The organism is Arsenophonus sp. aPb, assembly GCF_029873475.1.
Lineage (GTDB): Bacteria > Pseudomonadota > Gammaproteobacteria > Enterobacterales > Enterobacteriaceae > Arsenophonus.
Genome location: NZ_CP123499.1, coordinates 1,424,729 through 1,449,503 on the forward strand (window position 1 = coordinate 1,424,729; position 24,775 = coordinate 1,449,503).

The 24,775-nt window shown below is 34.8% G+C and carries 29 protein-coding genes and 1 riboswitch; of the genes, 17 read left to right on the forward strand and 12 right to left on the reverse strand.

Translation table 11 applies throughout. The annotated features are described in order from the left end of the window. Position 1 precedes the first annotated feature (1 nt). The 5 genes from arnT to QE177_RS06320 all read left to right on the forward strand — a co-directional run bounded on the left by arnT (position 2) and on the right by QE177_RS06320 (position 4,100). Complete coding sequence (gene arnT, locus QE177_RS06300) at positions 2 to 1,666, forward strand: lipid IV(A) 4-amino-4-deoxy-L-arabinosyltransferase (protein WP_280552030.1); 1,665 nt, start codon at positions 2 to 4, stop codon at positions 1,664 to 1,666. After that, positions 1,663 to 2,001 carry a 4-amino-4-deoxy-L-arabinose-phosphoundecaprenol flippase subunit ArnE gene (arnE, locus tag QE177_RS06305; RefSeq protein WP_280552031.1) on the forward strand — a complete coding sequence of 113 codons (339 nt, stop codon included), beginning with the start codon at positions 1,663 to 1,665 and terminating at the stop codon, positions 1,999 to 2,001. The genes arnT and arnE overlap by 4 nt, the downstream gene beginning before the upstream one ends. Beyond that, positions 1,998 to 2,387, forward strand: a complete 390-nt coding sequence (gene arnF / locus QE177_RS06310; RefSeq protein WP_280552032.1) for a 4-amino-4-deoxy-L-arabinose-phosphoundecaprenol flippase subunit ArnF — start codon at positions 1,998 to 2,000, stop codon at positions 2,385 to 2,387. The genes arnE and arnF overlap by 4 nt, the downstream gene beginning before the upstream one ends. A 142-nt stretch (positions 2,388 to 2,529) precedes the next feature. Further along, complete coding sequence (locus QE177_RS06315; RefSeq protein WP_280552033.1) at positions 2,530 to 3,012, forward strand: NlpC/P60 family protein; 483 nt, start codon at positions 2,530 to 2,532, stop codon at positions 3,010 to 3,012. Between the two features lie 71 nt (positions 3,013 to 3,083). Beyond that, entirely contained in the window at positions 3,084 to 4,100 is a 1,017-nt protein-coding gene (locus tag QE177_RS06320) for a lipoate--protein ligase (RefSeq protein WP_280552034.1), read from the forward strand. A 139-nt stretch (positions 4,101 to 4,239) separates the two neighbouring features. Here the strand turns inward: QE177_RS06320 and QE177_RS06325 are convergent, their stop codons facing one another. The 9 genes from QE177_RS06325 to pabB form a co-directional block, all read right to left on the reverse strand. Beyond that, complete coding sequence (locus tag QE177_RS06325) at positions 4,240 to 4,596, reverse strand: helix-turn-helix domain-containing protein (RefSeq protein WP_026821639.1); 357 nt, start codon at positions 4,594 to 4,596, stop codon at positions 4,240 to 4,242. Between the two features lie 351 nt (positions 4,597 to 4,947). Further along, a complete protein-coding gene (mntP, locus tag QE177_RS06330) occupies positions 4,948 to 5,511 on the reverse strand; it encodes a manganese efflux pump MntP (RefSeq protein ID WP_280552035.1) in 564 nt (187 codons plus the stop codon). A gap of 48 nt (positions 5,512 to 5,559) precedes the next feature. Next, a riboswitch (yybP-ykoY riboswitch) is annotated at positions 5,560 to 5,700 on the reverse strand. 132 nt (positions 5,701 to 5,832) lie between these two features. Continuing rightward, on the reverse strand, positions 5,833 to 6,291 hold the full coding sequence (locus QE177_RS06335; protein WP_280552036.1) for a DUF986 family protein: 459 nt from the start codon (positions 6,289 to 6,291) through the stop codon (positions 5,833 to 5,835). A gap of 98 nt (positions 6,292 to 6,389) precedes the next feature. Next, a complete protein-coding gene (locus tag QE177_RS06340; protein ID WP_280552037.1) occupies positions 6,390 to 7,247 on the reverse strand; it encodes a PTS mannose transporter subunit IID in 858 nt (285 codons plus the stop codon). A 15-nt stretch (positions 7,248 to 7,262) separates the two neighbouring features. Next, the gene (locus tag QE177_RS06345) at positions 7,263 to 8,063 is read right to left on the reverse strand and encodes a PTS mannose/fructose/sorbose transporter subunit IIC (protein WP_180560753.1); all 801 of its coding nucleotides are present in this window, start codon (positions 8,061 to 8,063) and stop codon (positions 7,263 to 7,265) included. A gap of 73 nt (positions 8,064 to 8,136) precedes the next feature. Next, a complete protein-coding gene (gene manX, locus QE177_RS06350) occupies positions 8,137 to 9,105 on the reverse strand; it encodes a PTS mannose transporter subunit IIAB (protein ID WP_280552038.1) in 969 nt (322 codons plus the stop codon). 448 nt (positions 9,106 to 9,553) lie between these two features. Next, entirely contained in the window at positions 9,554 to 10,918 is a 1,365-nt protein-coding gene (locus tag QE177_RS06355; RefSeq protein WP_280552039.1) for an L-serine ammonia-lyase, read from the reverse strand. Positions 10,919 to 11,087: 169 nt separating this feature from the next. Then, on the reverse strand, positions 11,088 to 11,663 hold the full coding sequence (locus QE177_RS06360; protein WP_280552040.1) for a CoA pyrophosphatase: 576 nt from the start codon (positions 11,661 to 11,663) through the stop codon (positions 11,088 to 11,090). Beyond that, positions 11,663 to 13,024, reverse strand: coding sequence for an aminodeoxychorismate synthase component 1 (gene pabB / locus QE177_RS06365; RefSeq protein WP_280552041.1), 1,362 nt, complete (start codon positions 13,022 to 13,024; stop codon positions 11,663 to 11,665). The genes QE177_RS06360 and pabB overlap by 1 nt, the downstream gene beginning before the upstream one ends. Before the next feature lie 123 nt (positions 13,025 to 13,147). Here pabB and QE177_RS06370 point away from each other — a divergent pair, with 123 nt between their 5' ends. After that, positions 13,148 to 13,318, forward strand: coding sequence for a YoaH family protein (locus QE177_RS06370; RefSeq protein ID WP_280552042.1), 171 nt, complete (start codon positions 13,148 to 13,150; stop codon positions 13,316 to 13,318). A 113-nt stretch (positions 13,319 to 13,431) separates the two neighbouring features. Continuing rightward, the gene (gene yebF / locus QE177_RS06375) at positions 13,432 to 13,800 is read left to right on the forward strand and encodes a protein YebF (RefSeq protein ID WP_280552229.1); all 369 of its coding nucleotides are present in this window, start codon (positions 13,432 to 13,434) and stop codon (positions 13,798 to 13,800) included. A gap of 48 nt (positions 13,801 to 13,848) precedes the next feature. Here yebF and QE177_RS06380 read toward each other — a convergent pair whose 3' ends face one another. Further along, the gene (locus QE177_RS06380) at positions 13,849 to 14,079 is read right to left on the reverse strand and encodes a DNA polymerase III subunit theta (RefSeq protein WP_280552043.1); all 231 of its coding nucleotides are present in this window, start codon (positions 14,077 to 14,079) and stop codon (positions 13,849 to 13,851) included. A 261-nt stretch (positions 14,080 to 14,340) separates the two neighbouring features. On the opposite strand from QE177_RS06380, the gene ftnA reads away from it, so the two are divergent. Together ftnA and QE177_RS06390 are read left to right on the forward strand one after the other, a co-directional pair. Then, complete coding sequence (ftnA, locus tag QE177_RS06385; RefSeq protein WP_280552044.1) at positions 14,341 to 14,844, forward strand: non-heme ferritin; 504 nt, start codon at positions 14,341 to 14,343, stop codon at positions 14,842 to 14,844. 180 nt (positions 14,845 to 15,024) lie between these two features. Continuing rightward, positions 15,025 to 15,375: a YebY family protein gene (locus tag QE177_RS06390; protein ID WP_280552045.1), complete on the forward strand. Its 351-nt coding sequence runs from the start codon at positions 15,025 to 15,027 to the stop codon at positions 15,373 to 15,375. Between the two features lie 386 nt (positions 15,376 to 15,761). Here QE177_RS06390 and QE177_RS06395 read toward each other — a convergent pair whose 3' ends face one another. Beyond that, positions 15,762 to 15,995 carry a DUF1480 family protein gene (locus QE177_RS06395; protein WP_280552046.1) on the reverse strand — a complete coding sequence of 78 codons (234 nt, stop codon included), beginning with the start codon at positions 15,993 to 15,995 and terminating at the stop codon, positions 15,762 to 15,764. A gap of 561 nt (positions 15,996 to 16,556) precedes the next feature. Here QE177_RS06395 and QE177_RS06400 point away from each other — a divergent pair. The 4 genes from QE177_RS06400 (at position 16,557) to htpX (ending at position 21,493) form a co-directional block, all read left to right on the forward strand. After that, complete coding sequence (locus QE177_RS06400) at positions 16,557 to 17,054, forward strand: GAF domain-containing protein (RefSeq protein WP_280552047.1); 498 nt, start codon at positions 16,557 to 16,559, stop codon at positions 17,052 to 17,054. A 95-nt stretch (positions 17,055 to 17,149) separates the two neighbouring features. Next, the gene (proQ, locus tag QE177_RS06405) at positions 17,150 to 17,866 is read left to right on the forward strand and encodes an RNA chaperone ProQ (protein ID WP_280552048.1); all 717 of its coding nucleotides are present in this window, start codon (positions 17,150 to 17,152) and stop codon (positions 17,864 to 17,866) included. Positions 17,867 to 17,885: 19 nt separating this feature from the next. After that, complete coding sequence (prc, locus tag QE177_RS06410; RefSeq protein ID WP_280552049.1) at positions 17,886 to 19,925, forward strand: carboxy terminal-processing peptidase; 2,040 nt, start codon at positions 17,886 to 17,888, stop codon at positions 19,923 to 19,925. A gap of 683 nt (positions 19,926 to 20,608) precedes the next feature. Beyond that, entirely contained in the window at positions 20,609 to 21,493 is an 885-nt protein-coding gene (htpX, locus tag QE177_RS06415; protein WP_280552050.1) for a protease HtpX, read from the forward strand. A gap of 40 nt (positions 21,494 to 21,533) precedes the next feature. Here htpX and QE177_RS06420 read toward each other — a convergent pair whose 3' ends face one another. After that, on the reverse strand, positions 21,534 to 21,755 hold the full coding sequence (locus QE177_RS06420) for a DUF2594 family protein (RefSeq protein ID WP_280552051.1): 222 nt from the start codon (positions 21,753 to 21,755) through the stop codon (positions 21,534 to 21,536). 345 nt (positions 21,756 to 22,100) lie between these two features. Here QE177_RS06420 and QE177_RS06425 point away from each other — a divergent pair, with 345 nt between their 5' ends. From QE177_RS06425 to QE177_RS06440, 4 genes are all read left to right on the forward strand, one after another. After that, complete coding sequence (locus QE177_RS06425) at positions 22,101 to 22,529, forward strand: universal stress protein (protein ID WP_026821621.1); 429 nt, start codon at positions 22,101 to 22,103, stop codon at positions 22,527 to 22,529. 139 nt (positions 22,530 to 22,668) lie between these two features. Beyond that, positions 22,669 to 23,106, forward strand: a complete 438-nt coding sequence (locus tag QE177_RS06430) for a universal stress protein (RefSeq protein WP_280552052.1) — start codon at positions 22,669 to 22,671, stop codon at positions 23,104 to 23,106. 253 nt (positions 23,107 to 23,359) lie between these two features. After that, positions 23,360 to 24,157, forward strand: coding sequence for a threonine/serine exporter ThrE family protein (locus QE177_RS06435; protein ID WP_280552053.1), 798 nt, complete (start codon positions 23,360 to 23,362; stop codon positions 24,155 to 24,157). Then, positions 24,148 to 24,618 carry a threonine/serine exporter gene (locus QE177_RS06440; protein WP_280552054.1) on the forward strand — a complete coding sequence of 157 codons (471 nt, stop codon included), beginning with the start codon at positions 24,148 to 24,150 and terminating at the stop codon, positions 24,616 to 24,618. Before QE177_RS06435 ends, QE177_RS06440 begins: the two co-directional genes overlap by 10 nt. Positions 24,619 to 24,775: the final 157 nt, after the last annotated feature.

Consider the following 24,775-nt stretch of genomic DNA (forward strand, 5'->3'; position numbering starts at 1 on the left):
GATGTTAACTAAACAGTTACAGAAAATAGGTGCTTTTTTATTAGCACTTTTTTTCATTTTTACTTATTTAGTGCCGTTAAATGGTCGATTGCTCTGGCAGCCTGATGAAACGCGTTACGCAGAAATTAGTCGAGAAATGTTGCTTCGATGCGATTGGATTGTGCCTTATTTGCTTAATATTCGCTATTTTGAAAAGCCAGTGGCCGGATATTGGATAAATAATATCAGTCAAATGATCTTTGGTGATACTAATTTTGCTGTCCGTTTTGGTGCTGTGTTTTCAACTATGATCAGTGCCGGCTTAATTTACTGGTTGGCGATGATAATGTGGCGTAATCGAAATGTCGCGTTTGTTGCTACTTTAATGTATGTTTCGATGTTTTTGGTATTTGCGGTTGGCACTTATAGTGTACTCGATCCTATGCTTACCATGTGGCTTACTGCTTGTATGCTATGTTGTTTTTGGTTATTAAAAGCACCTACGGTTGCTGCAAAATTACTTGCTTGGGCCGTCATGGGGCTTACCTGTGGTATGGCCTTCATGACTAAGGGTTTTTTAGCGTTAGCTATTCCGGTGATTGTCATGTTGCCAGTTATGCTTTATCAAAAACGTTTTACTGAGATACTCAAATTTGGTGGCATAGCAATAATCAGTGCGGCATTGATAAGCCTTCCCTGGGCATTAGCTATTAATAAATATGAACCCGATTACTGGCATTACTTTTTCTGGGTAGAACATATTCAACGCTTTTCATCAGAAGACGCTCAACATAAAGCCCCTTTTTGGTTTTATATTCCAATCATTTTACTTGGTGTAATACCCTGGTTAGGACTTTTACCTGGGACATTATTTAAGAGTTGGCAGGAACGAAAAATCAAGCCAGAAATGTTTTTTCTGCTTTGCTGGTTTGTTGTCCCGTTCCTATTTTTTAGTATTGCTAAAGGTAAATTACTCACTTATATGTTGCCAGTGATGGCACCGCTTGCATTAATGATGGCAAAATATGCGGTTGATTGTGTTAAAAATTGCAATCTAGCCCCACTTAAATTTAACGGATTTACCAATATCGCCTTTGGCATACTGGCAATTATTACTTTGATTATCATGGGGTTATTTGTTGATCATCCTCTATATACCCTAGCGGAATGGCCGAAACTGGCATTAGGTATCACTGTTTTTTGTATTTGGTTGATTATTGGCTATTTTAGTCTGATATCCAATGCTAAGTATTGGTTGTGGGGCGCGGCATGTTCTTTAGCCTTGAGCTTATCAATAGGTTATGCATTACCGCAAGATACAATCGATTCTAAATTGCCACAGCAATTAATTCGGCAAAATGTTTCTTTGTTGGAACAAAGTAAATTTGTGCTGGCGGATAATGTTGGAGTAGGTGCAAGTTTGGCATGGGAATTACATCGAGGTGATATTTATTTATATGAAAGATCAGGTGAACTAAGATACGGTTTGAATTATCCTGATAGTCAATTTCGCTTAATCAAACAAGGCAATTTTGCTAAATGGCTTAACCAGACCCGGAAAAAAGGACAAATTTCAGTGGTTCTTTTATTACGTAGAAATGAAGGTCTGCCTGATGATATTCCAAAGCCTGATCATGTGGTTCGTAATACACGAATGGCAATAATGACTTATTATCAGCAGCCATGACACATTTTTTATTATTGATAATTGTTAGTCTGTTAACTTGCTTTGGACAAGTTTGTCAAAAGCAAGCGGTTATATATTGGCAAAGTGGTCTGCCGACAAAAAATAGTTTAGTTTTTAAATGGCTGGTAATCGCTATTATTTTACTCGCCTTTGGCATGTTATTTTGGCTTAAATTATTACAAATTTTACCGCTTAGTATTGCTTATCCGATGTTAAGTTTTAACTTTGTTATCGTTACCCTGATAGGGCAATTTATCTATCAAGAGAAAATCAGCATAAAACATTGGATAGGTGTATTTATTATCATGCTGGGTATTGTTTTATTAAATATATGAAAGGTTATTTTTGGGGTATCATTAGTGTAATATTGATAACTTTCGCTCAGCTTTGTCTAAAAGCTGGCGTAACTTTATTACCTGAGTTTAAATTAAATCATCAATGGATGGATGTTAACTGGCTATTTGAAAATCTCCCGGCGTTTGGGCTGATTTTTGTCGGTTTGATTGGCTATGCTATTTCTATGGTTTGTTGGCTATTTGCCTTGAGATTTTTAGCTTTAAGTAAAGCTTATCCACTAATTAGTTTAAGCTATGTATTCGTTTATTTATTCGCGGTCACATTGCCTTGGTTTAATGAATCGGCAACATTAGTTAAATTTGTGGGTGTGGTATTCATTTTGCTCGGTATTTGGATCATTTCTCGGCCTGAAGTAAAACGGTAATAAAACAAAAAAAGTGTGCAGGATATTTATTTTTAATCGCCAGCGTTTACTAAAAATAAAGATCACCCATTAATAAAAACTTGTTTTTTTATTAAACGCTGATTAAAGTCATTTAGTTATCTTAAAGCGATAAAGGTGCTTTATGCTAATTAGAATTAAACACCTTCTTTTTTTATTTTATCTAGCCTTAATTGGCTGTTCCTCTTCAGTAAATAGAACAGCTCCGCCATTAAAAACCCAACTTTCTGATCCAATTATGACCATCGCTCAACTAAAGGAGCAACTATTACAATGGCATGGTACACCATATCGGTATGGTGGTTTAGCATCAAGTGGAATTGATTGTTCAGGATTTGTTTATCGAACTTTTAGTGACCGTTTTGCTATTCAATTACCGCGTACTACAGTAGCCCAAACAACATATGGTACTCGTATTGATATTAAGGAACTGATGCCGGGTGATCTGGTTTTTTTTAAAACGGGTTCTGGTGAAAATGGCTTACATGTAGGTATTTATGATACAGATAATACTTTTATTCATGCATCAACTAGTAAAGGCGTTATCCGCTCTTCATTGAATAATATCTACTGGCGCAAGGTTTTCTGGCAAGCACGTCGTATTTAAATGTCATTTTTAGTTATAAGAACTTTTCCTCTTTAGCTGTAGCAAAATGAATATAGGCTGGCAAAATTTATATGGCTTCAATACGTCTTCTTATTTCTGAATCATTTGATCCCTGGTTTAATTTGGCGGTTGAAGAGGCTATTTTTCGTCAAATGTCAGTTAAGCAACGGGTTATGTTTCTTTGGCGCAATAATGATACAGTCGTTATTGGACGGGCACAAAATCCATGGAAAGAGTGCAATACCCGAAAAATGGCACAAGATGGGGTTAAATTAGCTCGCCGCCGCAGTGGTGGCGGTGCGGTTTTTCATGATTTAGGCAATACTTGTTTTACCTTTATGGCAGGTAAACCGGCTTATGATAAAACAGTTTCAACTCAAATTATTATTGCAGGGTTAGCTGAGGTTGGGGTTAGTGCTCAAGTTTCCGGTCGAAATGATTTAGTTATTCATTCCGCACATGGCGAGCGTAAAATTTCAGGCTCAGCTTATTTTGAAACTCATGATCGCGGTTTTCATCATGGTACTTTACTAATTAATACGGATTTAAATCGATTAGCCAGTTATTTAAATCCAGACCCAAAAAAGTTGATTAGCAAAGGTATTACCTCTGTGCGTTCTAGGATAATGAATTTAGCTGAAATTGATGCCGGCATTACTCATCAAAAAGTTTGTAACGCTTTAGCAAACAATTTTTTCAACTATTATGGTGAGGTAGTGAAGGCAGAAATAATTTCACCAACTAACTTGCCTGATTTACCCGGTTTTATTGACATTTATGCTAAGCAATCTAGTTGGGAATGGAATTTTGGCCAAGCGCCGGCTTTTAGTCATATACTTGAAACACGATTTGTTTGGGGTGGCGTTGAACTATATTTTGATATTGATAAAGGCAAAATTTCAGCTAGTAAAATTTATACTGATAGTTTAGAACCGTCGCCATTGGAGCTTTTTAGTCAAAAGCTGATTGGGAAAAAATACCAACCAGCAACAATTAAGGAGATAATCGCGGAGATACAGGTTCAATATCCAGATCTTAATCAGCAGCTTATACAATTAGAAAATTGGTTGGTTAATGAAATAACATGAATAAAGTTAGTCATTATTAATTATTGGCACTCATTGCTGGCTAAATAAACATTCAAGCGAATTTTATTGTAGACAGAACATAAAGCCAGTATTTAGACTGACATATAACAAGGAATATTTAAAAATTAATAATTTTAGCTTAGTCCATAAATTGATTGAAATCGGGTAACTGTCCATTTTGACGAAATTTAGCCGGTGTAGTATTAAAATGTTTTTTAAAAATGCGGGTAAATGTTGCTTGGGAGCTAAAACCGTATTGTAGAGCTATATCCAAAATAGAAAATTTATCTTCTCGTAATAGCCTGGCTGCTTCAAGTAAACGACGTTTACGAACATATTCACCTAAGGTGCAACCTTTTAATTGCTTAAAGATCCGTTGTAAATGCCATTTAGAATAACCACTTTTATTAGCAATGGTATCAATTTTAATACCTTCATTTCGTTGTAATTGGCTCTCTAACCAATTAACAATATCATTGATTACATTTTCCGACATGTTCACCTTCCACAATCAGTGGGTAAATAGTCTAGCTGTAAAGAATTATTCATTTATTTATAAATTCTATTTTATGATTTTTGATATTTATAGATAGGCAAAAAATGCCATTTGTAATTGCTAATAATTATTATCATTAGTCTATAATATATTCCGTTTTATTTTAAAATAATGAAATTAAACTATTAAATAGTTTATCATTTTTTTAATAAATATTATACATTAAAGAATATTTCAATTAATAATTTTTGTTAGAAAAAGTAAAAATTCTTATTGTTTAGTGTCTCTTATCTATTATTTTTCTAACATAATAAAAGCATTAAAAAACATTGAAATGAATTATTTAATAAATTAAATATGTTGATAAATTATACTAAATCCAATCATAATTAGCGTAACACCACCAATCATTTCGGCTGTTTTTCCTAATAATGGACCAATATAACGACCTAATAATATTCCAAGTGTTGCCATAATCATGGTCATTAGTCCGATTGTCATCGCTGTATGGATGATATTAATTTGCAAAAAAGCCAGACTAACGCCAATAGCCATTGCATCCAGGCTAGTTGCGATGGCGGTAGTAATAAGGGTAAAAGAATTGTGATAGTGGATAAGAGGAGGTTTGTTATTGTTTTTGGCACGATGGTAGCTTTGATATATCATTTGGATACCCAATATAAATAATAAACCAAACGCTATCCAATGATTCCATTTTATAACATATTGACTGGCTAATAATCCTAAACCCCAGCCAATAATGGGTGTTATGGCCTCAATTATGCCAAAGATAAAGCCAGTTCTTATTGCTTCACGTAAAGAGGGATTAAATAAGGTAGCACCTTTGCAAACTGATACAGCAAAAGCATCCATGGATAATGCTAGTGATAAAGCTAAGGTTGCGTATAAGTTCATTATACTGTCTCAGTTGGATAGTTACCCATACACATATTTTTACTTCCAACCTTAAGTAAAAATATGCCTATGGTCTTGCCAACCTTGTCAGGTATTCATGCCACGTTACGTTAACATAACGAGTATGTTGACATGAAATTTCTAAATTATAATTTTATTTAGAACAGGCTACTCCCCAATGACTTATAGCAAAAGATATCATAAAAATAATAAAAGGCAATTATTTAAATTTTTATTATTTTATAAAATTAATATAATTAAATAAAAATAATAATTGTTGTTGATTAATTACATAAGAATGATTAACAATATTGCTTATATTTATTTATTATTGATCAAAAAGTTATAAATTCTATCTAAATCATCAAACTGTTTAACAGCAATATAAATTTTTCTTTTTGCTAAACCGACTATTAATATTCCATCTTTAGATAAATTAATCGTTTTAATATGTTCGTATAATATATAAACATTATTGTAATAAAAACCTTTATCTTTAAAATAAACCTTAGGGTAACGAATGAATGTTAAGTAAATAGCAATGAGAACTGTGATCATTAATAAATAGGTTGTTAGCTGACTTCCATGTTGAATAATATTATGATAAATAACAATTGCGATAAGTATAATAAAAATAACGGCATCAATTCTATTTCTACGTCTTAACTTTATTTTTAATTTTGTTTTTCCATTTAACAAGTTAACAATCAATTCTTCATAGATAGCATAAGTTAGCATTAGTAGAATCAAGATAGTCAAGACAATATTGTTCATATTCATGAGCAAACACTCCCATCGATTATTATTCTGCTGTAAAGATAAAATTAAAAACGGGAGGCTGCAACCTCCCGTAACTGGCAATTAAGATATTGAGTATCTTAGCCTAAAAATCCTGCCCAGTAGCCAACAATACCAAGGATAAAGAAACCAACAATGATCCATAATGGATTGACTTTACGCCGTAATAACCACATACAACCAAAGGTTAATAGTAAAGGTACTAGACCAGGCATTAATTGATTTAATATGGTCTGTACGGTAGTGATTGTTACCTCGCCCGTCTCTGGATTTTTTATTTCGGATACAACTAAAGGGATATTAACATTGGTCCATTTATTGACTAATGCACCCATCACAAATAGTCCTAGAATAGAGGCGCCTTCGGTCATTTTTTGTAGGAAGCCACCTCCCATGTCATGAACAATATCGAGCCCTTTTTTGTAACCATAGCTGACACCGTAATAACGCGTTAGTAAACGAACTAAATTAAATAAAATAAAAAACAGTAATGGCCCCAGTAGACTACCTGACATCGCAATTCCTGCACCTAATGCTGCAAAAACTGGACGCACCGTGCCCCAAAAAATAGGGTCTCCAACACCTGCCAAGGGGCCCATTAAGCCAACTTTAATACCATTAATTGCGCCATCATCGATATCTGCACCATTAGCTCTTTGTTCTTCCATTGCCATGGTGACCCCTAAAACCGGTGCTGCAACATACGGATGGGTATTAAAAAACTCTAGATGGCGCTTAATTGCTTGTTTACGTTCTTCGCTATTTTCAGGATATAAACGACGGATCACGGGGATCATGGAGAAGCAAAAACCAAGTGCTTGCATGCGTTCAAAGTTCCACGATCCTTGAAAAAGATTGGAACGTAAGAAAACTCCGCGAATATCACCAGCAGTAAGCTTTTTTTGATTTGTCTGGTTTGCTGAAGTTGTATCTACCATTATTCCATTCCTTAATTAATCTAATTCATTATCTAAGTCGCTATTGCCATTATTTTGCGAATTAGCAACTTGTGATTGGTTGTATTTTGGACTGAGTTGAATATAGAGGATCGCCATTACGATACCAATAACGCCTAAAGCAACTAGGTTGAAATTGGTAAATGCCGCAGTTACAAAGCCCAAGTAGAAAAATGGCATTAGATAACCTGCGCGCATCATGTTAATTACCATCGCGTAACCGACAACAACGATCATACCACCCGCAATATTCAATCCTTTTGTCACAACCTCAGGAATCGAATCCAGTAGGTGTTGGACTTCTGAGGTACCAACAGAGATAGCAACAATTAAAGCAGGAATAGCAATACGCATCGCCTGTAGTAACAGGGCTGAGATGTGAATTGTTGTTAATGCACGCAAATTGGCAGATTGAGCGGCACGATCAGCGGCATGTTGAAATGCAACAGTGAGTGTCCGAACAATAATAGTCAATACTTGACCTGCGGCAGCTAGTGGGATCGCCAGAGCAATACCGGTACCGATATCTTGGCCGCCAGCAATAACTAAAATGGTAGAAATAATTGAGGCGAGTGCAGCATCGGGAGCCACGGCTGCCCCGATATTCATCCATCCGAGGGCGATCATTTCCAGTGTACCACCGATAATTATCCCTGTTTTTAGATCACCGAGAACAAGGCCAATAAGGGTACATGCAATTAAAGGGCGATGAAATTGGAACTCATCTAGAATAGAACCCATACCTGCAATACAGGCAACTAGGAAAACGAGTATGATTTGAACAACGGTAAGCTCCATTGTTTATCTCCTGTAACCAACAAAGTTGGTGAATCTATTTTTAAGTCGTGAATGTATAACCAAAAAAGAAAACTCAGCTTTTTGCTTTTTTGATGAGAGTTAACATATCCAGTTTGTTGTCACTAGAAACTTTACGTGCTTCGAGTTCAATGCCCCGTTTAGATAATTGATTAAAAGCCTCAATATCCTCATTATCAATCGAGATCGCATTGTTAACCTGAGTTTTACCATCACGGTAGGCCATGCCACCAATATTGACAGATTTTATTTCGACGCCGCCTTCCACAATGCGTAAAACGTCTGTGGGATTGGTAAATAACAGCATAACGCGTTCACCGGCATACTTAGGATTATTATAGACACGAATACATTTTGCTATATCGATCACATGCGCAGTCACACCCGGTGGCGCCACCTGCTTTAATAAAGTTGAACGAACATGATCTTTAGCAACTTCATCACTTACTACGATAATACGCTTAACTTTTGTCTCTTTAGTCCAGCGAGTAGCCACTTGACCATGAATTAAACGGTCATCAATTCGTGCAAGGGCAATAAACATATGACCCTGTGCAGCTGAATTGGCTACCTGTGATGGGGGAGTTGGTGTCGGTGAATTTTGCGGTTTATTGCTAGTCTGTAGACTATTTAGCGCTTTAATTTCACTGCGACCCGTTTCAATAGCAGTGCTAACTAAATCACTAAAGGTAGGATCGTCATCACGGGATAGTAACGTCGCAACTAACATGGGGACGTTAACACCGGTAACTATATCATATTTGTCTTTATCTTTACTTTCGATAATGCGACTAGCGGCGTTAAATGGACTGCCTCCCCACACATCTACCAAAAATAACACACCTTGAGAAACATCCAGCTCATTAAGCTTTTGATTATATTTTTCAATTAATGTATCAGCGTTTTCACCTGGAACAAAATCGATATAAGCGACATTTTGTTGTTCGCCAATCAACATTTCAGCGGTCATGAGCAACTGTTTTGCAGCAACACCATGAGTGCTAATTATAATAGCTACACTCACTACTTTTCCCCTTAGAAATAGATTAAATAATAAAAATGATTATTAGAGTGTACTCTCCGTTGACGGATGAATACAATCAAATAATCACTGGTATGAATAGTTCTTCATGTTATAAAGTATTAACCATAATTGAAACTAATTAATAATTTTATAGACTATCATTTAAATATAAGAAAAAATATGTCAGTGATCAGAAAATTTAAAATACGTATCAATATATTTAGAGAAAGATAAACTTCATCAATCAATTTAATTTTGTTATAGTTGTTATTATCTTGTGTGAAATAATAATAAATTTTAATTAGTAATTCTATGAATATAAACTGTACTTTAATACAGGAAAATTTTTTGACTAATTGAATATGAAGATGTGTGATAAATAAAAATAACCCTTTTTATATTAAGGGTTATTAAAAGAAAAGGAATATATTTTAAGATGTGCAATACATTAATCACATTGGACTTTAATAGCTAAACCGCCACGAGAAGTTTCACGGTATTTAGCATTCATATCTTTACCTGTTTCATACATGGTTGCGATAACTTTATCTAAAGAAATGCGTGGTTCACTTGTTCTACGTAGTGCCATTCTTGCAGCATTAATAGCTTTTACTGACGCAATTGCGTTACGTTCAATGCAAGGGACTTGAACTTGTCCCGCAACCGGGTCACAGGTGAGCCCCAAATTATGCTCCATACCAATTTCAGCCGCTATACAGACTTGTTCAGAATTGCCGCCCAGTAATTCAGCTAGCCCAGCAGCGGCCATTGAACAGGCAACACCGACTTCTCCTTGGCAGCCAACTTCAGCACCTGATATAGAGGCATTCATCTTGTAAAGAATACCAATTGCCCCTGAAGCTAAAAAGTAACGGCTATAAAGTGCTGGGGTAACAGGTTCAATACAGTGATCATAGTAAGCTAAGACAGCTGGAATTATGCCACAGGCACCATTAGTTGGTGCGGTTACCACGCGACCACCGGCCGCATTTTCTTCGTTAACCGCTAATGCAAACATATTAATCAGATCAACGATATCCATTGGATCATTAGACAGTTTTTGAGATGCAGTCAACATGCGATGTAATGCCGGAGCGCGGCGAGGGACGCGAAGAGGACCGGGTAAAATACCTTCAGTATTCAGTCCTCGAGCAATGCAGGCCTGCATGGTATGCCAAATATTAGCAAAATAGTGTTCAATTTCTTCTTTCGTATGCAGTGCTAATTCGTTTTTCATCACAAGATTAGAAATCGATAAACCGGTTGTTTTACAATGAAGTAGCAGTTCAGCTGCTGAGTTATAAGAATAAGGTACTGCTTTATTAGTAGAGGTTTGTTGGTCAAAATGTTCTTCATCAACAATAAAACCCCCTCCTATCGAATAATAAGTTTTAGTAAAAATTTTGTTATTATTATTGAAAGCGGTAATGGTCATGCCATTTTCGTGTAATGGTAAATTATTATAATGAAAATTTATCCCACCTTGACGTGGAAAATCAACATAATGGTTTGTATTTGCTAAAGATAAACGCTCGGTTTGCTCAACATTAGCAATAAAATCTGTTATTGATTCAATATCAACGGTTGCTGGTAAATTACCCGCTAAACCCATAATAATAGCGATGTCAGTATGATGCCCCTTTCCGGTTAATGAAAGGGATCCATAAATATCAACAGCGATACGAGTGACGGAGGAAAGTAGATTTTTTTCGATCAATTGATCAACAAATTCTTTACCCGCTTTCATTGGTCCAACGGTATGAGAACTGGATGGGCCAATACCTACTTTAAACATATCGAAAACACTGATCACTAATAACCCCCTGAAAAATAAAAACCGATAAAATAATCACTTAATACTAAATGTTATAGTTGTAATATTAACGTGTTATAATTGATTGCCAGTTTATCGTTTTTTTTGAAATTTACTAGTGCTAGTGAACAAAATGTAAAATAAAAAGACTTTTTATATTTTGCCTATTTTAAACCAGTTGTAATGCCAACTTATTGAGAATAGCTGCAGTTAATCCCCAAATTAGGTATTGATTATACCGATAAAAGAATAGACGTTTTTTATCGCGGGCATCATTAATCATAATGGCATGATGATGAGTTAAAGAGAGGGCATGTTTCAATGGTACTTCAAAGATAACGGCTACTTCCGCCGGATTTTTGTAATAAGAAACTTTTGCTGATAGTAATCCGACAATAGGCGTTACTAAATAGTCACTATGGCTTTTTATTGGCTGCATTTTTCCCAGGATCTGTACTTGATTTGGCAAAATATTAATTTCTTCATAAGATTCGCGTAAGGCCGTTTCAATTAAGCTATGATCATTGGGTTCACGAGCTCCACCGGGAAAAGAAATTTGACTTGCATGTAGGCGTAAGTTATCCGTTCTTTTGGTAAATAGCAGAGTAGGTTCAGGTTTACAAATAACGGGTAATAGCACAGCAGCACTTTTTTTGCTGCGATCGTCATCGACAGATTGGATGGTGTCAGTGGGAACAGGTAATATTAATTGAAATCGGTTAATAAAATTATCTAATATATTCATTAACGTTGATTATTTTCTAATACGGGTAATATTCGACTTAGTTTATCGAAAGTCTCTTGATACTCTTTTTCAGCTGTACTATCAGCCACAATTCCTCCGCCTGCCCAACAATAAAGGTATTGTTTTTCAGTTAATAGGGTACGTATGCTGATGTTTGTATCCATTGTACCGCAAAAACTGATATAACCAATCGCTCCACAGTAGCTATGGCGCCGATGAGGTTCAAGTTCGTCAATAATTTCCATCGAGCGTATTTTCGGCGCACCTGTAATCGAGCCGCCTGGAAAGCAGGCTCTTAATAGATCAGTGGCATGATAATAAGCGGGTAATTGTGCAACGATAGTGCTGACTAGATGATGAATAGCAGGAAAAGATTCAACCACAAAAAGTTCTGGTACACTAACTGTCCCTGGTATCGCGACTTTACCAATATCATTACGCAATAAATCAACTATCATTACGTTTTCAGCGCGATCTTTGATTGATGATTGTAAACGTTTTATTTGTTCTTGATCTTCTTTTGTATCCGTCAGTCTAGGTAATGTGCCTTTAATCGGACGGGTTTGAATTGAATCGTCGTGCAGCCAAAGAAAACGCTCAGGGGATACACTCAGTACGCAATGTTGTTCTAAACGAATAAAGGCAGAGAAAGGGGCTTGATTATTTTGATTTAGTTTAAGAAAGGCCTCCCATTCATTACCTTGATATTTGGCTTTAAAACGTTGTGCTAAATTAATTTGGTAACAATCACCATTGCGTAAATATTGATGAATTTGGCTAATTTTATGGTGATATTGCTGTTCTGACATGTTACTTTGCCATTTTTCACACATTTGAAACTGTTTAGCGGGTATTTTTGTTTGATTTTCTAACCAAGTCAAACGTTGTTCGACATTTTGATAACTAAGTAAAGTAACTATTTTTTTATGGTGATCAACTATTAATGCCCAAAGATAAACACCGATCGCCATATCGGGAAAGCTTAATTCTTTTTTTGCCTGTTCGGGAAGAATTTCGATTCGCCGACCTAAATCATAGCCCCATATACCTAGAGCTCCGCCCTGGAAAGGAAGATCGTTATTCGCTACGAAAGTGACATTCAAATGTTGCATTTCACTTTTTAATAGCTCAAAAGGATCAAGTTCCGAGTTAATTTTTTCATTTTCACGGTTAATTAGCGTGATATTATCTCTTGTTTCTAGGGTAGTTATTGGATCAGCAACCACAATATCAAAACGGTTATGTGGGTGGTTCGCATTACCTGAATGTAATAACATCGCCCATGGTTGGTCAGCTAAAGCATGAAAATAATTTAAAGCGGCATCTAAGGCATAAGGTAATTGAATTTTTTGCAGGCGCATATTTAATTGGGCAAGATAAGGGTTATTAACGAATATACTACCATAAAATAACGTTTTTCATAGGCCAAACTATGCTAATGTTATATTAATAATGATGTTTAAATTAAAAATGAGTAAAAATAAATGTTTTCAAAAATGCCAACGTTAAATCATCAAGAGCAACAAGAAGCAGCTGAGCGCATTCATCAATTGATGGCTAAAGGAATGAGTAGTGGAGAAGCAATTGCTTTGGTCGCTAAGGAGATACGTGCAAAGCATACCAATAAAGAGCAAATGTATAACGACCCTAAGTAACAAAAATAACTTTTTTTACGTAATCGCATATAGTTGATGTAAAGGATACGCCTTTACACTGCTACTTATAGTTATTGATCTTAAGAAAATATTTAGGAGTAAATGTGAAAGTGATGAATAGGCTTTTTATATTGCTTGCTATGATATTATTCACGTTAGTATCTTTTTCAATAATGGCTCAGGCTATTGAAATTAATGAGGTAAGAACAGCTAAATTTATCAGTTGTGATAATTTAAGCCAGCAGCAAATTGGCGCAAAAGTGAAGAATGATTTTATTCAAACCCGCTTACCATATTGGGATGAAGATAAAAAGCTACTTGGCCCGAAGGTAGTGGTGTGGATTAATAACAATAGCATTACACCAATTAAAAATGGTTATAAAATTCTTTTGACTGTTCGGGGTGCGAGAAAAGATCTTAACTACCAGGTGCTTGTTAATTGCCAGAATGAGACCGTTAGTTATCAAATTGATAGCCATTAAAGATTAATAAATTAACAGCAAAAAGTTGTCGGCATATTAATGTTTATATTATCCTTTTCGCGGAACATAAGGTAATTGATTCAATGTATGAGAAATTTTGCGAAATAGAGTAAGTCGTTTACGGAAATGTTCTCGTAAATGCGCAGCTTGCTCTGCTTCGATTTTAGCAACGATAACAGGCATATTATACCTTTCTTTAAAAGCCACACTTGCAGCAGCAAGATCGAGGTTTAGTTTTTCTCTTTCTTCTTTTGCTAATTCGGCAAGATTATAACTCATATTCGTATTTCCGCTCTGATCAAATAAGCTACTAAATAAATTTTAATAAACGAAACACGGTTTGTCTTGAATAAATATGTAACTGTTTATTATCTCTTTAATATTTTAATAGTGTTTGTAATCAAAATGATCGGGTTTAACCCGGTTTTTGATCAAATAACGGTTAATTTTAATTTTAATTTTATTACAACACCTTTATTATTCGCATAACTGAAGATAATAAAATTGAATTTTTATTTAATAACATAGGAATTGTGGACAATGTTGCAGCAAGAGATGGTTAAAAAATTAAATAAACAGCTTAACTTAGAATTTTTTTCAGCAAATTTCTATCTTCAAATGAGTGCATGGTGTAATTATAAAGGTTTTGAGGGTGCTGCGGTGTTTTTAAAAACGCATTCTCAGGAAGAGATGGGGCATATGCAACGTTTATTCAATTATCTTAGTGACACTGGCGAAATGCCGATATTAGGTCAAATTGATGCGCCAACTGGGAAATTTAATTCAGTAAAAGAGGTTTTTGAAAAAACTTATCTACATGAACAAAATATTACACATGAAATTAATGCACTTGTAGATCTTGCATTGGAGATGAAAGACTACTCGACATTTAATTTTTTGCAGTGGTATGTTGCTGAACAGCACGAAGAAGAGAAGTTATTCAAATCAATTTTGGATAAGTTTGAGTTAGTTGGAGAAGATGGTAAGTCACTATTTTTATTAGATAAAGAGTTAAAAGGCATGTCTAACGCTGTGCATGTTTAATTGATAACTTCCCACTTTGCCTACAAGTGGGAAGTTTATTTTCTCTATTATTACTTAGAATTTTATTTTTTCTTCTTGCTCAATGAAAAATAAAAAATAGTTGTAATAATTATTTTAATAATATGAAAGATATTGTAAGTAATAGTGTTTCATCATTACAAATGATAAGGAAATATTGATATGGTAAAGTTTAGTAGATTAGTATTACTATTAACAATAACAGCCTCTTTTCCTGTCATTTCAGCACCACCAATTGTAACGGTTAGTAAAAAACAATTTGGTGACAAATGGATTTTTAAGCGTGAGGAAGTTATGCTGGAGTGCCGCACCAATGGCGCATTATTTGTTATAAATCCTAGTACATTAATGCAATATCCTCTTAATAATATAGCGGTAGAGCAGGTGAAAAAGCGTCAAATTATTGCATCACCACTTTCAGCTATTTTACTCGAACCTGCCAATTTAGCACAACAGAAAATAGATATCACACCGATACTCAAAACCGCGCAAAATCTTTGTAAAACTAATTAAAAATTATTAATTGATTTATAATCTCTATCAAAAATAGTTTGGGTGGCGATATTATTAAAATACAGACGATCCTTTAAAAATTTATTAATTTTTGGTTGTTAACAAATTTCAGGTAAACATATCGAGTATATTTCATATTTGATAGAAAATATGGGCAATTCAAATTTAATTTTAGGCTAGTCAAATATTTTATTCTATAAAAACAATCAATGTTAATTTAATGTAATAAATATGTTTTTGTCACTAGCTAATTTTGTAACTGACAGCTAGTATTAAATTGCATTTTGTTACGTCTCTATGACACATTTTAGCGCACGGCTCTCTAGAGCCATTTCCCAAGACCGAGTATTGGAATTAGCTCGGTCTCTTTTTTAGTGCTATTGTGATTAAACTATTCTCATAACCCAATGATGCTTTTTTTTATCATAGTACTGACGATAGAGAAGAACCGGTTTATTATCTAGCGTGGCAGGAATACTCGTATTTTCATCCCAGCCATCAAGTTGCATACAAAATTCAGTATCTGATTCACATGGAATACTGATAGTATTTTCAGCTGCGTCAAATAAGAGTGCATCATCAATAACATAGGTGGAAATTTTTAGTTTTGCTCTTTTCATATAAGTGATCCCCACTAATTATTCAAAATGTTAATAAATCGCTATAATTACTTTAAGTTCTTAGAATAGTATAAATGGAACTCTTTTCCAAAATAATTACTGCGGCAGTAAATTGGCGGTTTTCTACTATTATTTATTGAAAATTAACAGTTTTAAATAAATTTTCTATTGATGGAAAATGTACTTTAGGCGAAATAACAAGCTACTAACTTACAGATAAGTTGCTTTGAGTCAATATTGCTAATTTAAATAGAAATAGGTCTTAGGTTAATAGAATAATAGGGGGTAGCCAAAACAATTATCGCTGGTTTTTTTGTTATATGTTATTACTGAAAATGTTTATAATTTTTTTACTAAAACTTATTTCATATTTAATAATTAGCTAAAATTTGAATTAGTTTTCACTTATTGTGTGATTTGACCGGCCAATTAAATTACAATAAGTTAAAAAATATCACGATTAATAGAGCGAATTGTTAACCTTGAGAGATAAAAAGTCGCCATATTGGTGATTTTTTATCTGCAAGATGAGTATATGTAAAATTTAACAAACGGAATGTTATGGGAAAAAAAGCCTTTTATCATGATCTTTCATGTGATTTAACTAGCTTAATTGCGGGTGAATATGATTTTATTGCCACACTTGCCAATACCAGTGCACTACTTTTTGAAAAATTAGATAATATTAATTGGCTAGGGTTTTATCTGAAAAGTCGTGATACGCTTGTGCTTGGGCCTTTTCAGGGTAAAGTTGCATGTGTGCGTATTGCGCAAGGAAAAGGTGTTTGTGGGACCGCTTTTATAGAAAATAGAGTGCAGCGTATTGCCAATGTCCATTCTTTTGCCGGGCATATTACATGTGATAGTCTTAGTCGTTCAGAGATAGTTTTGCCGCTGGAAGTCGATGGACAGTTAATAGGCGTATTAGACATTGATAGTCCTATTTTTGATCGTTTTGATGAAGAGGATGAAAATGGTCTAAAAGCCTTAGTTGTAATACTTTGTAACCACTTGAAAGCGTGTGTTATAGCAAAATATCCACAAATTAATGTAATTTAACAGTTGGTTTGCGTGGCAATTGTCTGCAACGCTATTATAATATCGCCTGTTCATGCCTGCGTTGGTTGGCAAAACCGTTGTAATCAGGAAATTTCATGGAAAATCAACCTAAGTTGAATAGTAGTAAAGAAATAATTGCTTTTTTGGCTCAGCGTTTTCCTCACTGCTTTATTGCTGAAGGTGAGGCTCGTCCACTGAAGATTGGAATCTTTCAGGATATTGTGGCGAGACTGACTGAAGAGGATGGCATCAGTAAAACTCAATTGCGATCTGCTTTGCGGATGTATACTTCTAGTTGGCGTTATCTATATGGTGTCAAAGAAGGTGCTAAACGTGTTGATCTGGATGGTAATGATTGTGGTGATTTGGAATCAGAACATGTGGCGTATGCACGTCAACAGCTGATAGAAGCAAAGGCTCGTATTCACGCTCAACGTACCGAGCAAAAATTAAGAAAACGGGAATTTCAACAAAAAGCACAGAAGACAGATAACGAAAAAGCTTTACCGGCAACTTCTAGCAAGAGAAATGAGGCCTTGCGCTCAACGACTAAGGAAATAAATAAAAAAAATAAACATTATTCTTACTCTAAAAATCAAGCTAAAAAAGCCCATAATAGTAAAATGGCTAACCTAACCAAATTACAGCCAGTAACGGATATTTCTACATTAAAAGTTGGTCAAGTATTAAAGGTTATGGTTGGCCAAAGTATTGTAGATGCATCAGTGCTTGAGATAGCTAAGGATGGTGTTCGGGTACAATTGACGACAGGATTAGCAATGATTGTACGCGCTGAGCATTTAAAGTTCTGATACGGAGGCCAATCACGGCATGAATAATTATATTAAACTGGCTTTTGTGTTTGGTATAACTACAATGGCTACTTCATTCGCAGATACTGTAGCGCCTCCAACACTATTAACAGCTCAGAAGCTTCCTCAGCTTCAACAGGAACGCCAGCATGCCATTATTAGCGAAAGAGTTGTTTCACGCTTTACCCGTTCTCACTATCGTCAATTTGATTTGGATGAAAATTTTTCTAGCAAGATTTTTGATCGCTATTTAAATCTGTTGGATTATAGCCACAATGTTTTTTTACAATCGGATATTGATAAATTTGCTAGTGAAAAAAGTAAAGTAGGACAACAACTTAAAACTGGTCATCTCAATGAGCTATATGCAATATTTAATTTAGCACAACAACGGCGCTATGAACGTTTTCAATACGCTTTATCACGGCTTAATATGCCGCTAGATTTTGCTAATAATGACGTTATTGAAGTTGATAGAAGTAAAGCGCCTTGGCCTAAAAACGTTGAGGAGCTAAATAAGCTGTGGGACGCAAAAGTTAAGTTTGATTGGTTGAATCTGAAGCTGTCAGGCAAAAATGACAAAGAAATTAAGCTAATATTGACCAAACGCTATAATTTTGCACTAAAACGTCTAGCACAAACCCAAAGTGAAGATGTTTTTCAGTTGATTATGAATGCTTTTGCACGAGAAATAGATCCGCATACTAACTATCTATCTCCCCGCAATACGGAACAGTTCAATTCAGAAATGAGCTTATCATTGGAAGGGATAGGCGCAGTACTTCGGCAAGATGAAGATTATATTATTATTAACTCAATGGTGGCAGGTGGCCCGGCAGCAAAAAGTAAATTATTAAAGGTTGGCGATAAGATTATTGGTGTAGGCCAAATGGGTAAGTCGATGACAGATGTTGTTGGCTGGCGACTAGATGATGTTGTTGCGCTAATCAAAGGACCTAAAGGCAGTAAGGTACGTCTTGAAGTTATTTCAGATTCAAAAGGCGCCAAGCCCCATACCGTGACATTAATCCGTGAGCATATTCGACTGGAAGATAGAGCGGTGAAACTGACGATTAAAAATGTTGGCAAGGAAAAAGTTGGTGTACTTGATATTCCCGGTTTTTACGTTGGGTTAACCAATGATGTTAAAACACAGTTACAAAAAATGGCTAAAAGTCATGTCGTTGCACTTGTCATTGATTTACGAGGCAATGGTGGTGGTGCTTTAACCGAAGCAGTATCATTATCGGGTTTATTTATTCCAAGTGGTCCAATTGTTCAGGTGCGTGATAACAACGGTAAAATTCGTCAGGATGTGGATGATGATGATGTTGTTTATTACAAAGGCCCACTTACAGTATTAATTGATCGCTTTAGTGCTTCAGCATCAGAAATTTTTGCTGCGGCGATGCAAGATTATGGTCGAGCATTAATTGTTGGTGAACCATCCTTTGGTAAAGGAACCGTTCAGCAATACCATCCCTTGAGTCGTGTTTATGATCACATGTTACGCCCAGATTGGCCTGCTTTAGGCTCTGTCCAATATACTATTCAGAAGTTTTATCGTATTAATGGCGGAAGTACCCAGCGCAAAGGCGTAACACCGGATATTATTATGCCAACAGGTATAGATCCGGTTGAGACAGGTGAGAGTTTTGAAGATAATGCCTTACCTTGGGATAGTATTGCGCCAGCTAGCTATAGTGTTATTGGTAATATTAGCCAATATGTTGCTAATTTAATTGCTAATTATAAGGAACGTATAGCGAAAAATCCTGAGTTTAAATATATTGAGGAAGATATTGCCCGCTATCATGCTATGAAAGCCAATAAAAATATTATTTCGCTTAATTATGTTAAGCGTGAAAAGGAAAATAAAGAAGTTGACACGATTAAATTACATCGCATCAATGAACGCTTTGCTCGACAAGGCAAAGCACCATTAAAAACGATAGATGATTTACCTAAAAATTATGAATTGCCAGATCCATACCTTGATGAAACAGTGAGAATTGCAGTTGATCTTGCAGATTTGGCAGTGCATCATCAGGCTAAATAATAATTAAAATTCACGTTATACAAAAAACCGGCTGTTGCTGGTTTTTTGTATATAGAGTTTATTAATCTTTATTGAAAATTTTTACCTCCATTCCAGGTTATTTATTTTATAATTTAACTTATTGAGATAGATGCCTTTTATTTAAGTGATGACTATATTATCTTCGAGATAGCTTAAATAGGGCTATTTAATAATATGTTATAGCTTATATAATTTATCGCTATTTGAATTATCTATTTATATTCACATATTAAATCTAATCTATTTGTATAACAATATTTAATGTTTTTTAGCGTGTTATCAATTATTTATTAATAATTTTACAACTCCTTTATAAAATATGAATATTATATTATTTTGCTGAGCTGTAACTTATTTGGAGCATAACTAAACAAATAATTTTAACTCATTAAGCAAAAAATGAAGCCATAATTGACCCGCTTACAGTTATTTTGTATAGTTTTTAACTATAATGGTTTTATTAAAAACAATAAGTTATATTAACAAGTCGTTATTAAGATAAATAAAAATGCAAGCTTATGCTGGTTTTTTTGTAAAAATGTAAAGTTGCGTGGTTTTTTCCATATCTGCACAACAAAGGGCTTGAAAAATAGTTAAAAAACATTATTTATATTACTAATTTAATGTTAATCGTCATTAATTAATAAAGGAAAGCAATTTTTATGATGCGAATCGCCTTGTTTTTACTTACAAACTTGGCAGTTATGTTTGTATTTGGGATTATTTTAAGTTTGACTGGTATCCAGGGACAAAGTGTTCCGGGGCTAATGATTATGGCTGGTCTTTTTGGTTTTGGTGGCTCATTTATCTCATTATTAATGTCAAAATGGATGGCATTACGTTCTGTTGGAGGGCAGGTGATTGAAAGTCCGACAACAGAAACAGAACATTGGTTGTTAAATACCGTCAAGCGTCAAGCTGATCAAGCTGGTATTAAAATGCCAGAAGTTGCTATTTATCAGGCACCTGATATTAACGCTTTTGCTACCGGGGCCCGTCGTGATGCGTCTTTGGTTGCTGTTAGTACCGGTTTGCTAGAGAGTATGGATCGCCATGAAGCCGAAGCGGTTATCGCTCATGAGATCAGTCATATTGCTAATGGTGATATGGTAACAATGACTTTATTACAAGGAGTCGTAAATACTTTTGTCATTTTTATTTCACGTATCATCGCTCAGCTGGCGTCTGGATTTTTGTCAAACAACAATAATGACAGTGAAAGTAACCAGGGTAACCCAATGATTTACTTTGCTGTATCAATGGTGTTAGAAATTGTATTTGGTATTTTGGCAAGTATTATTACTATGTGGTTCTCACGCTATCGTGAATTCCGTGCAGATGCTGGTTCGGCTCATTTAGTAGGTAAAGAAAAAATGATTGCTGCGCTACAGCGTCTAAAAACAAGTTATGAACCTCAGGAAGCTGGTAGTATGATGGCTTTTTGTATTAATGGCCGTTCTAAATCATTTAGTGAGTTGTTTTTATCACACCCTCCTCTTGATAAACGCATTGAAGCTTTACGTATGGGCACTTATCTGAATCAATAAAACAATAACTAATCCCACCTAAACAGGTGGGATTTTCTTATTAACTTCGATAGGCAGTTTTGATTTGTTCGATTATTCGTTTAAAAACTTCTGCTTGTTTAGGATCTTGCATGGTAAGCATTTCTTTTTCTATATTGAGTATAGCTCTTCCCGCATCAGCTTGATTTAGTGCTTTTAATATATAGGTTATAAAAGTTTTCAAGCAACCAATTTCAGTAGCAATGGTTTCTGTATCAGGAGTACTCGAACAATCATTTGTCATTTTTATGCCTCAATGAATTAAAAAATAAAGCAATAATTACTTTGGCGTATTTTACACAGTTGTGGAATTCAATATAAGACTTTATACCAGTTTTTTAATTTAAATAATCTATTTAATATAATATTAACTATTTGATTTTAGTCTTTATAATATCTCTTTATTGCTATTGTATTACAGAATTAAATGGCGAAGAATGGTAATAAAAACAAGGTTGTTGATAAGTGCGGCAGTTATTACTGTTTAGTAAAATATTTAATTTATCCACGTAAATATATTCACAATTATTTTATCACTTTTATCTTATACTTAAAAAGTTGGATTAAAAACTTTTAGATGGAGGTGTGTATGTATAAAGTTATTTTAGTGGCTGTTGATATTGCTCAAGAAGAATTAACCAGTAAAGCTATACGACAGGCAGTACAGTTTGCTAAAGTTTCAGGAGCTAAACTAAATTTTATCCATGTATTACCTATTTCATCGGCGATTATAAATGCTTATGCGTTGGGATATATGGAAATAAAAGATCGTGCCACACTAAAAGCAGAAGATGATATGCAAAATCTACTTGAACCAATCGATTTACCCGCGGATCGCCTGGGTTATACCATTGCTTTTGGCTCGCCGCGTGATGAAATTGTTAGTCGAGCAGAGGAAATTAACGCTGATATCATTATTCTTGGTTCAAGAAGTCCCAATATAACAACTCATCTGTTAGGCTCGACAGCGGCGGGTGTTGTACGTTATGCAAAAACGTCTGTATTAGTAGTGAGATAAGGATTAATAATCAAAACTAAAAGTTTAATCATTTATTATTTTAACGACTAGTTTAATCAATTTTATTGCTTTAGTACGGTATTTTAAATTAATGAAAATGGAAATTAAGATTTAGTGCTTACCGTGTCAAGGAGTAAATATGTATAAAATAATTCTCGTTCCAATTGATATCTCAGAAAAAGAACTAATAAAAAAGGCACTTAAACATGCACTTTATATTGCTAAATTATCTGATGCTAAATTACATTTCTTGCATGTTGCCCCTGATATGTCTCGTTATTCAATGAGTTATAGTTATCATTATGATTTATTAGCAAATTTTGCAAAAAAAACAATCGAAAGTTCAGCAAAACAATTAGAAAAAATAGTTAAGCATATTGATTATCCTAAAGAGAAAATTTCTTATTCTGTGGAGATGGGGTCACCTAGAGATAAAGTTCTATCAGAAGCAGAAAAAATAGGCGCTAATTTGATAGTAGTTGGCTCTCGCCGCCCCAATATTGCCACCCATTTGCTAGGTTCTAATGCTTCGGCTATTGTTTCTAATGCCCTGATTTCGATATTGATAGTTCGCTAGTTAATATTATTATAATGCAAAAATTTAGTTAATTTGGCTATTTTGGGTTAAATTAGTGGCTGATTTTTTATTTTAATCATATTGAATGCAAGGTATCGCAGCAATGATTAGTCGTAGTAAATTAGATTATTTACAAAAAAGTAATGCTAATTTTGATCTAAATAGAGCGTTCCTAGTTATGTTGTCTGATATGGTCAACAACTTGATCCGCTATGATTACTATTAATAAAATTCTGTAGGTATAGGCCACAAAATGGAATATGTTGAATCTAATTATCATACTGAAACTGAAAGGCAGAGAAAAATTACGCGCCTATGTATTCAATGTGCTCAGCTCCTTTTTCAACATGGTGCTGAAAGTATGTTAGTGGAGCAATTATCAACCCGATTAGGCATTGCTTTAGGCGCGGATCAAGTTGATAGCGCAATTTCTTCTAATGCAATTGTATTAACAACCGTAATTGACGGTCGTTGTATGACGTCTACCCGTAAAAATATTGATCATGGCATAAATATGCACGTGGTGACTAAGGTTCAGCACACGGTGATATTGGCTGAATATAAATTGTTAGATAGCGATAAGGTTCAACAGCGTCTGGCTGAGATAAAACCACTACGTTATCCTCGTTGGTTACTGGTTCTTATGATTGGATTATCTTGTGGCTGCTTTTGTAGGCTCAACGGGGGAGGCTGGGATGGTTGCTTAGTCACTTTTATTGCCAGTGGCTGTGCAATGTACATTCGACAAATTCTTACAGCCCAATATATGAATCCATTGATTAATTTTTGTATTACCGCCTTTGTGGCCACCACAGTATCTGGTTTTGTATTAAAGATTCCTTATTTTTCCAATGCATCAACGGTTTCTATGGCAGCCAGCGTTTTACTGTTAGTTCCTGGATTTCCATTAATTAATTCTGTAGCAGATATGTTTAAAGGTCATATTAATACTGGATTAGCACGTTGGGCAATGGCAAGTTTACTCACTTTAGCAACCTGTATTGGTATAACCATGGCGATGGCTGTTTGGGGATTAAGAAATTGGGCATAATATTTTTATTGACCTTAATTGAAAAAATGTTATTAGCTGCAATACCAGCAGCTGGTTTTGCCATGGTTTTTAATGTACCCGTACGGGCATTAAAATATTGTGCTTTGCTTGGCGCCGTAGGTTATGGTTTTCGTATGATACTGATGGAGATGGGCTTTAGTATTGAATGGGCAAGTTTTTGTGCTGCAATTTTAATTGGCATCATTGGTATTCAATGGTCACGTTGGTGGCTGGCACATCCAAAAGTATTTACTGTTGCGGCAATTATTCCGATGTTCCCAGGGATAAGTGCATATATCGCGATGATATCGTTAGTAAAAATTGCTCATTTGGGTTATAATGCTGAGTTACTTGAGACATTAGTAACACATTTTATTAAAACTTTATTTATTGTCGGCGCGTTATCAGTTGGTTTATCTATTCCTGGATTATGGTTATATCGTAAACGTCCACGAGTTTAGTTTTGTATTGAATTTAAGGTAATATCAAATTCATCTGCTAAAAATTGAGTAATAACGACTTGAACATCATTTTCTTGAGCATGTTTTAGTCACATCAATTAATTCTTCTTTTAAGAGTTTTATTAATGTATTCATTTTTTCTAAATAAAAATTAAAT

Coding starts and splice junctions, on each gene's coding strand:
- prc (WP_280552049.1), top strand. CDS start 17,886: ATGAATAATTATATTAAACTGGCTTTTGTGTTTGGTATAACTACAATG.
- QE177_RS06345 (WP_180560753.1), bottom strand. CDS start 8,063: ATGGAGCTTACCGTTGTTCAAATCATACTCGTTTTCCTAGTTGCCTGT.
- yebF (WP_280552229.1), top strand. CDS start 13,432: ATGAATAGGCTTTTTATATTGCTTGCTATGATATTATTCACGTTAGTA.
- QE177_RS06420 (WP_280552051.1), bottom strand. CDS start 21,755: ATGACAAATGATTGTTCGAGTACTCCTGATACAGAAACCATTGCTACT.
- ftnA (WP_280552044.1), top strand. CDS start 14,341: ATGTTGCAGCAAGAGATGGTTAAAAAATTAAATAAACAGCTTAACTTA.
- arnE (WP_280552031.1), top strand. CDS start 1,663: ATGACACATTTTTTATTATTGATAATTGTTAGTCTGTTAACTTGCTTT.
- QE177_RS06435 (WP_280552053.1), top strand. CDS start 23,360: ATGGAATATGTTGAATCTAATTATCATACTGAAACTGAAAGGCAGAGA.
- QE177_RS06340 (WP_280552037.1), bottom strand. CDS start 7,247: ATGGTAGATACAACTTCAGCAAACCAGACAAATCAAAAAAAGCTTACT.
- arnT (WP_280552030.1), top strand. CDS start 2: ATGTTAACTAAACAGTTACAGAAAATAGGTGCTTTTTTATTAGCACTT.
- QE177_RS06380 (WP_280552043.1), bottom strand. CDS start 14,079: ATGAGTTATAATCTTGCCGAATTAGCAAAAGAAGAAAGAGAAAAACTA.
- QE177_RS06390 (WP_280552045.1), top strand. CDS start 15,025: ATGGTAAAGTTTAGTAGATTAGTATTACTATTAACAATAACAGCCTCT.
- QE177_RS06315 (WP_280552033.1), top strand. CDS start 2,530: ATGCTAATTAGAATTAAACACCTTCTTTTTTTATTTTATCTAGCCTTA.
- QE177_RS06320 (WP_280552034.1), top strand. CDS start 3,084: ATGGCTTCAATACGTCTTCTTATTTCTGAATCATTTGATCCCTGGTTT.
- QE177_RS06360 (WP_280552040.1), bottom strand. CDS start 11,663: ATGAATATATTAGATAATTTTATTAACCGATTTCAATTAATATTACCT.
- QE177_RS06395 (WP_280552046.1), bottom strand. CDS start 15,995: ATGAAAAGAGCAAAACTAAAAATTTCCACCTATGTTATTGATGATGCA.
- htpX (WP_280552050.1), top strand. CDS start 20,609: ATGATGCGAATCGCCTTGTTTTTACTTACAAACTTGGCAGTTATGTTT.
- QE177_RS06430 (WP_280552052.1), top strand. CDS start 22,669: ATGTATAAAATAATTCTCGTTCCAATTGATATCTCAGAAAAAGAACTA.
- QE177_RS06325 (WP_026821639.1), bottom strand. CDS start 4,596: ATGTCGGAAAATGTAATCAATGATATTGTTAATTGGTTAGAGAGCCAA.
- QE177_RS06370 (WP_280552042.1), top strand. CDS start 13,148: ATGTTTTCAAAAATGCCAACGTTAAATCATCAAGAGCAACAAGAAGCA.
- QE177_RS06425 (WP_026821621.1), top strand. CDS start 22,101: ATGTATAAAGTTATTTTAGTGGCTGTTGATATTGCTCAAGAAGAATTA.
- QE177_RS06335 (WP_280552036.1), bottom strand. CDS start 6,291: ATGAATATGAACAATATTGTCTTGACTATCTTGATTCTACTAATGCTA.
- pabB (WP_280552041.1), bottom strand. CDS start 13,024: ATGCGCCTGCAAAAAATTCAATTACCTTATGCCTTAGATGCCGCTTTA.
- QE177_RS06400 (WP_280552047.1), top strand. CDS start 16,557: ATGGGAAAAAAAGCCTTTTATCATGATCTTTCATGTGATTTAACTAGC.
- proQ (WP_280552048.1), top strand. CDS start 17,150: ATGGAAAATCAACCTAAGTTGAATAGTAGTAAAGAAATAATTGCTTTT.
- arnF (WP_280552032.1), top strand. CDS start 1,998: ATGAAAGGTTATTTTTGGGGTATCATTAGTGTAATATTGATAACTTTC.
- mntP (WP_280552035.1), bottom strand. CDS start 5,511: ATGAACTTATACGCAACCTTAGCTTTATCACTAGCATTATCCATGGAT.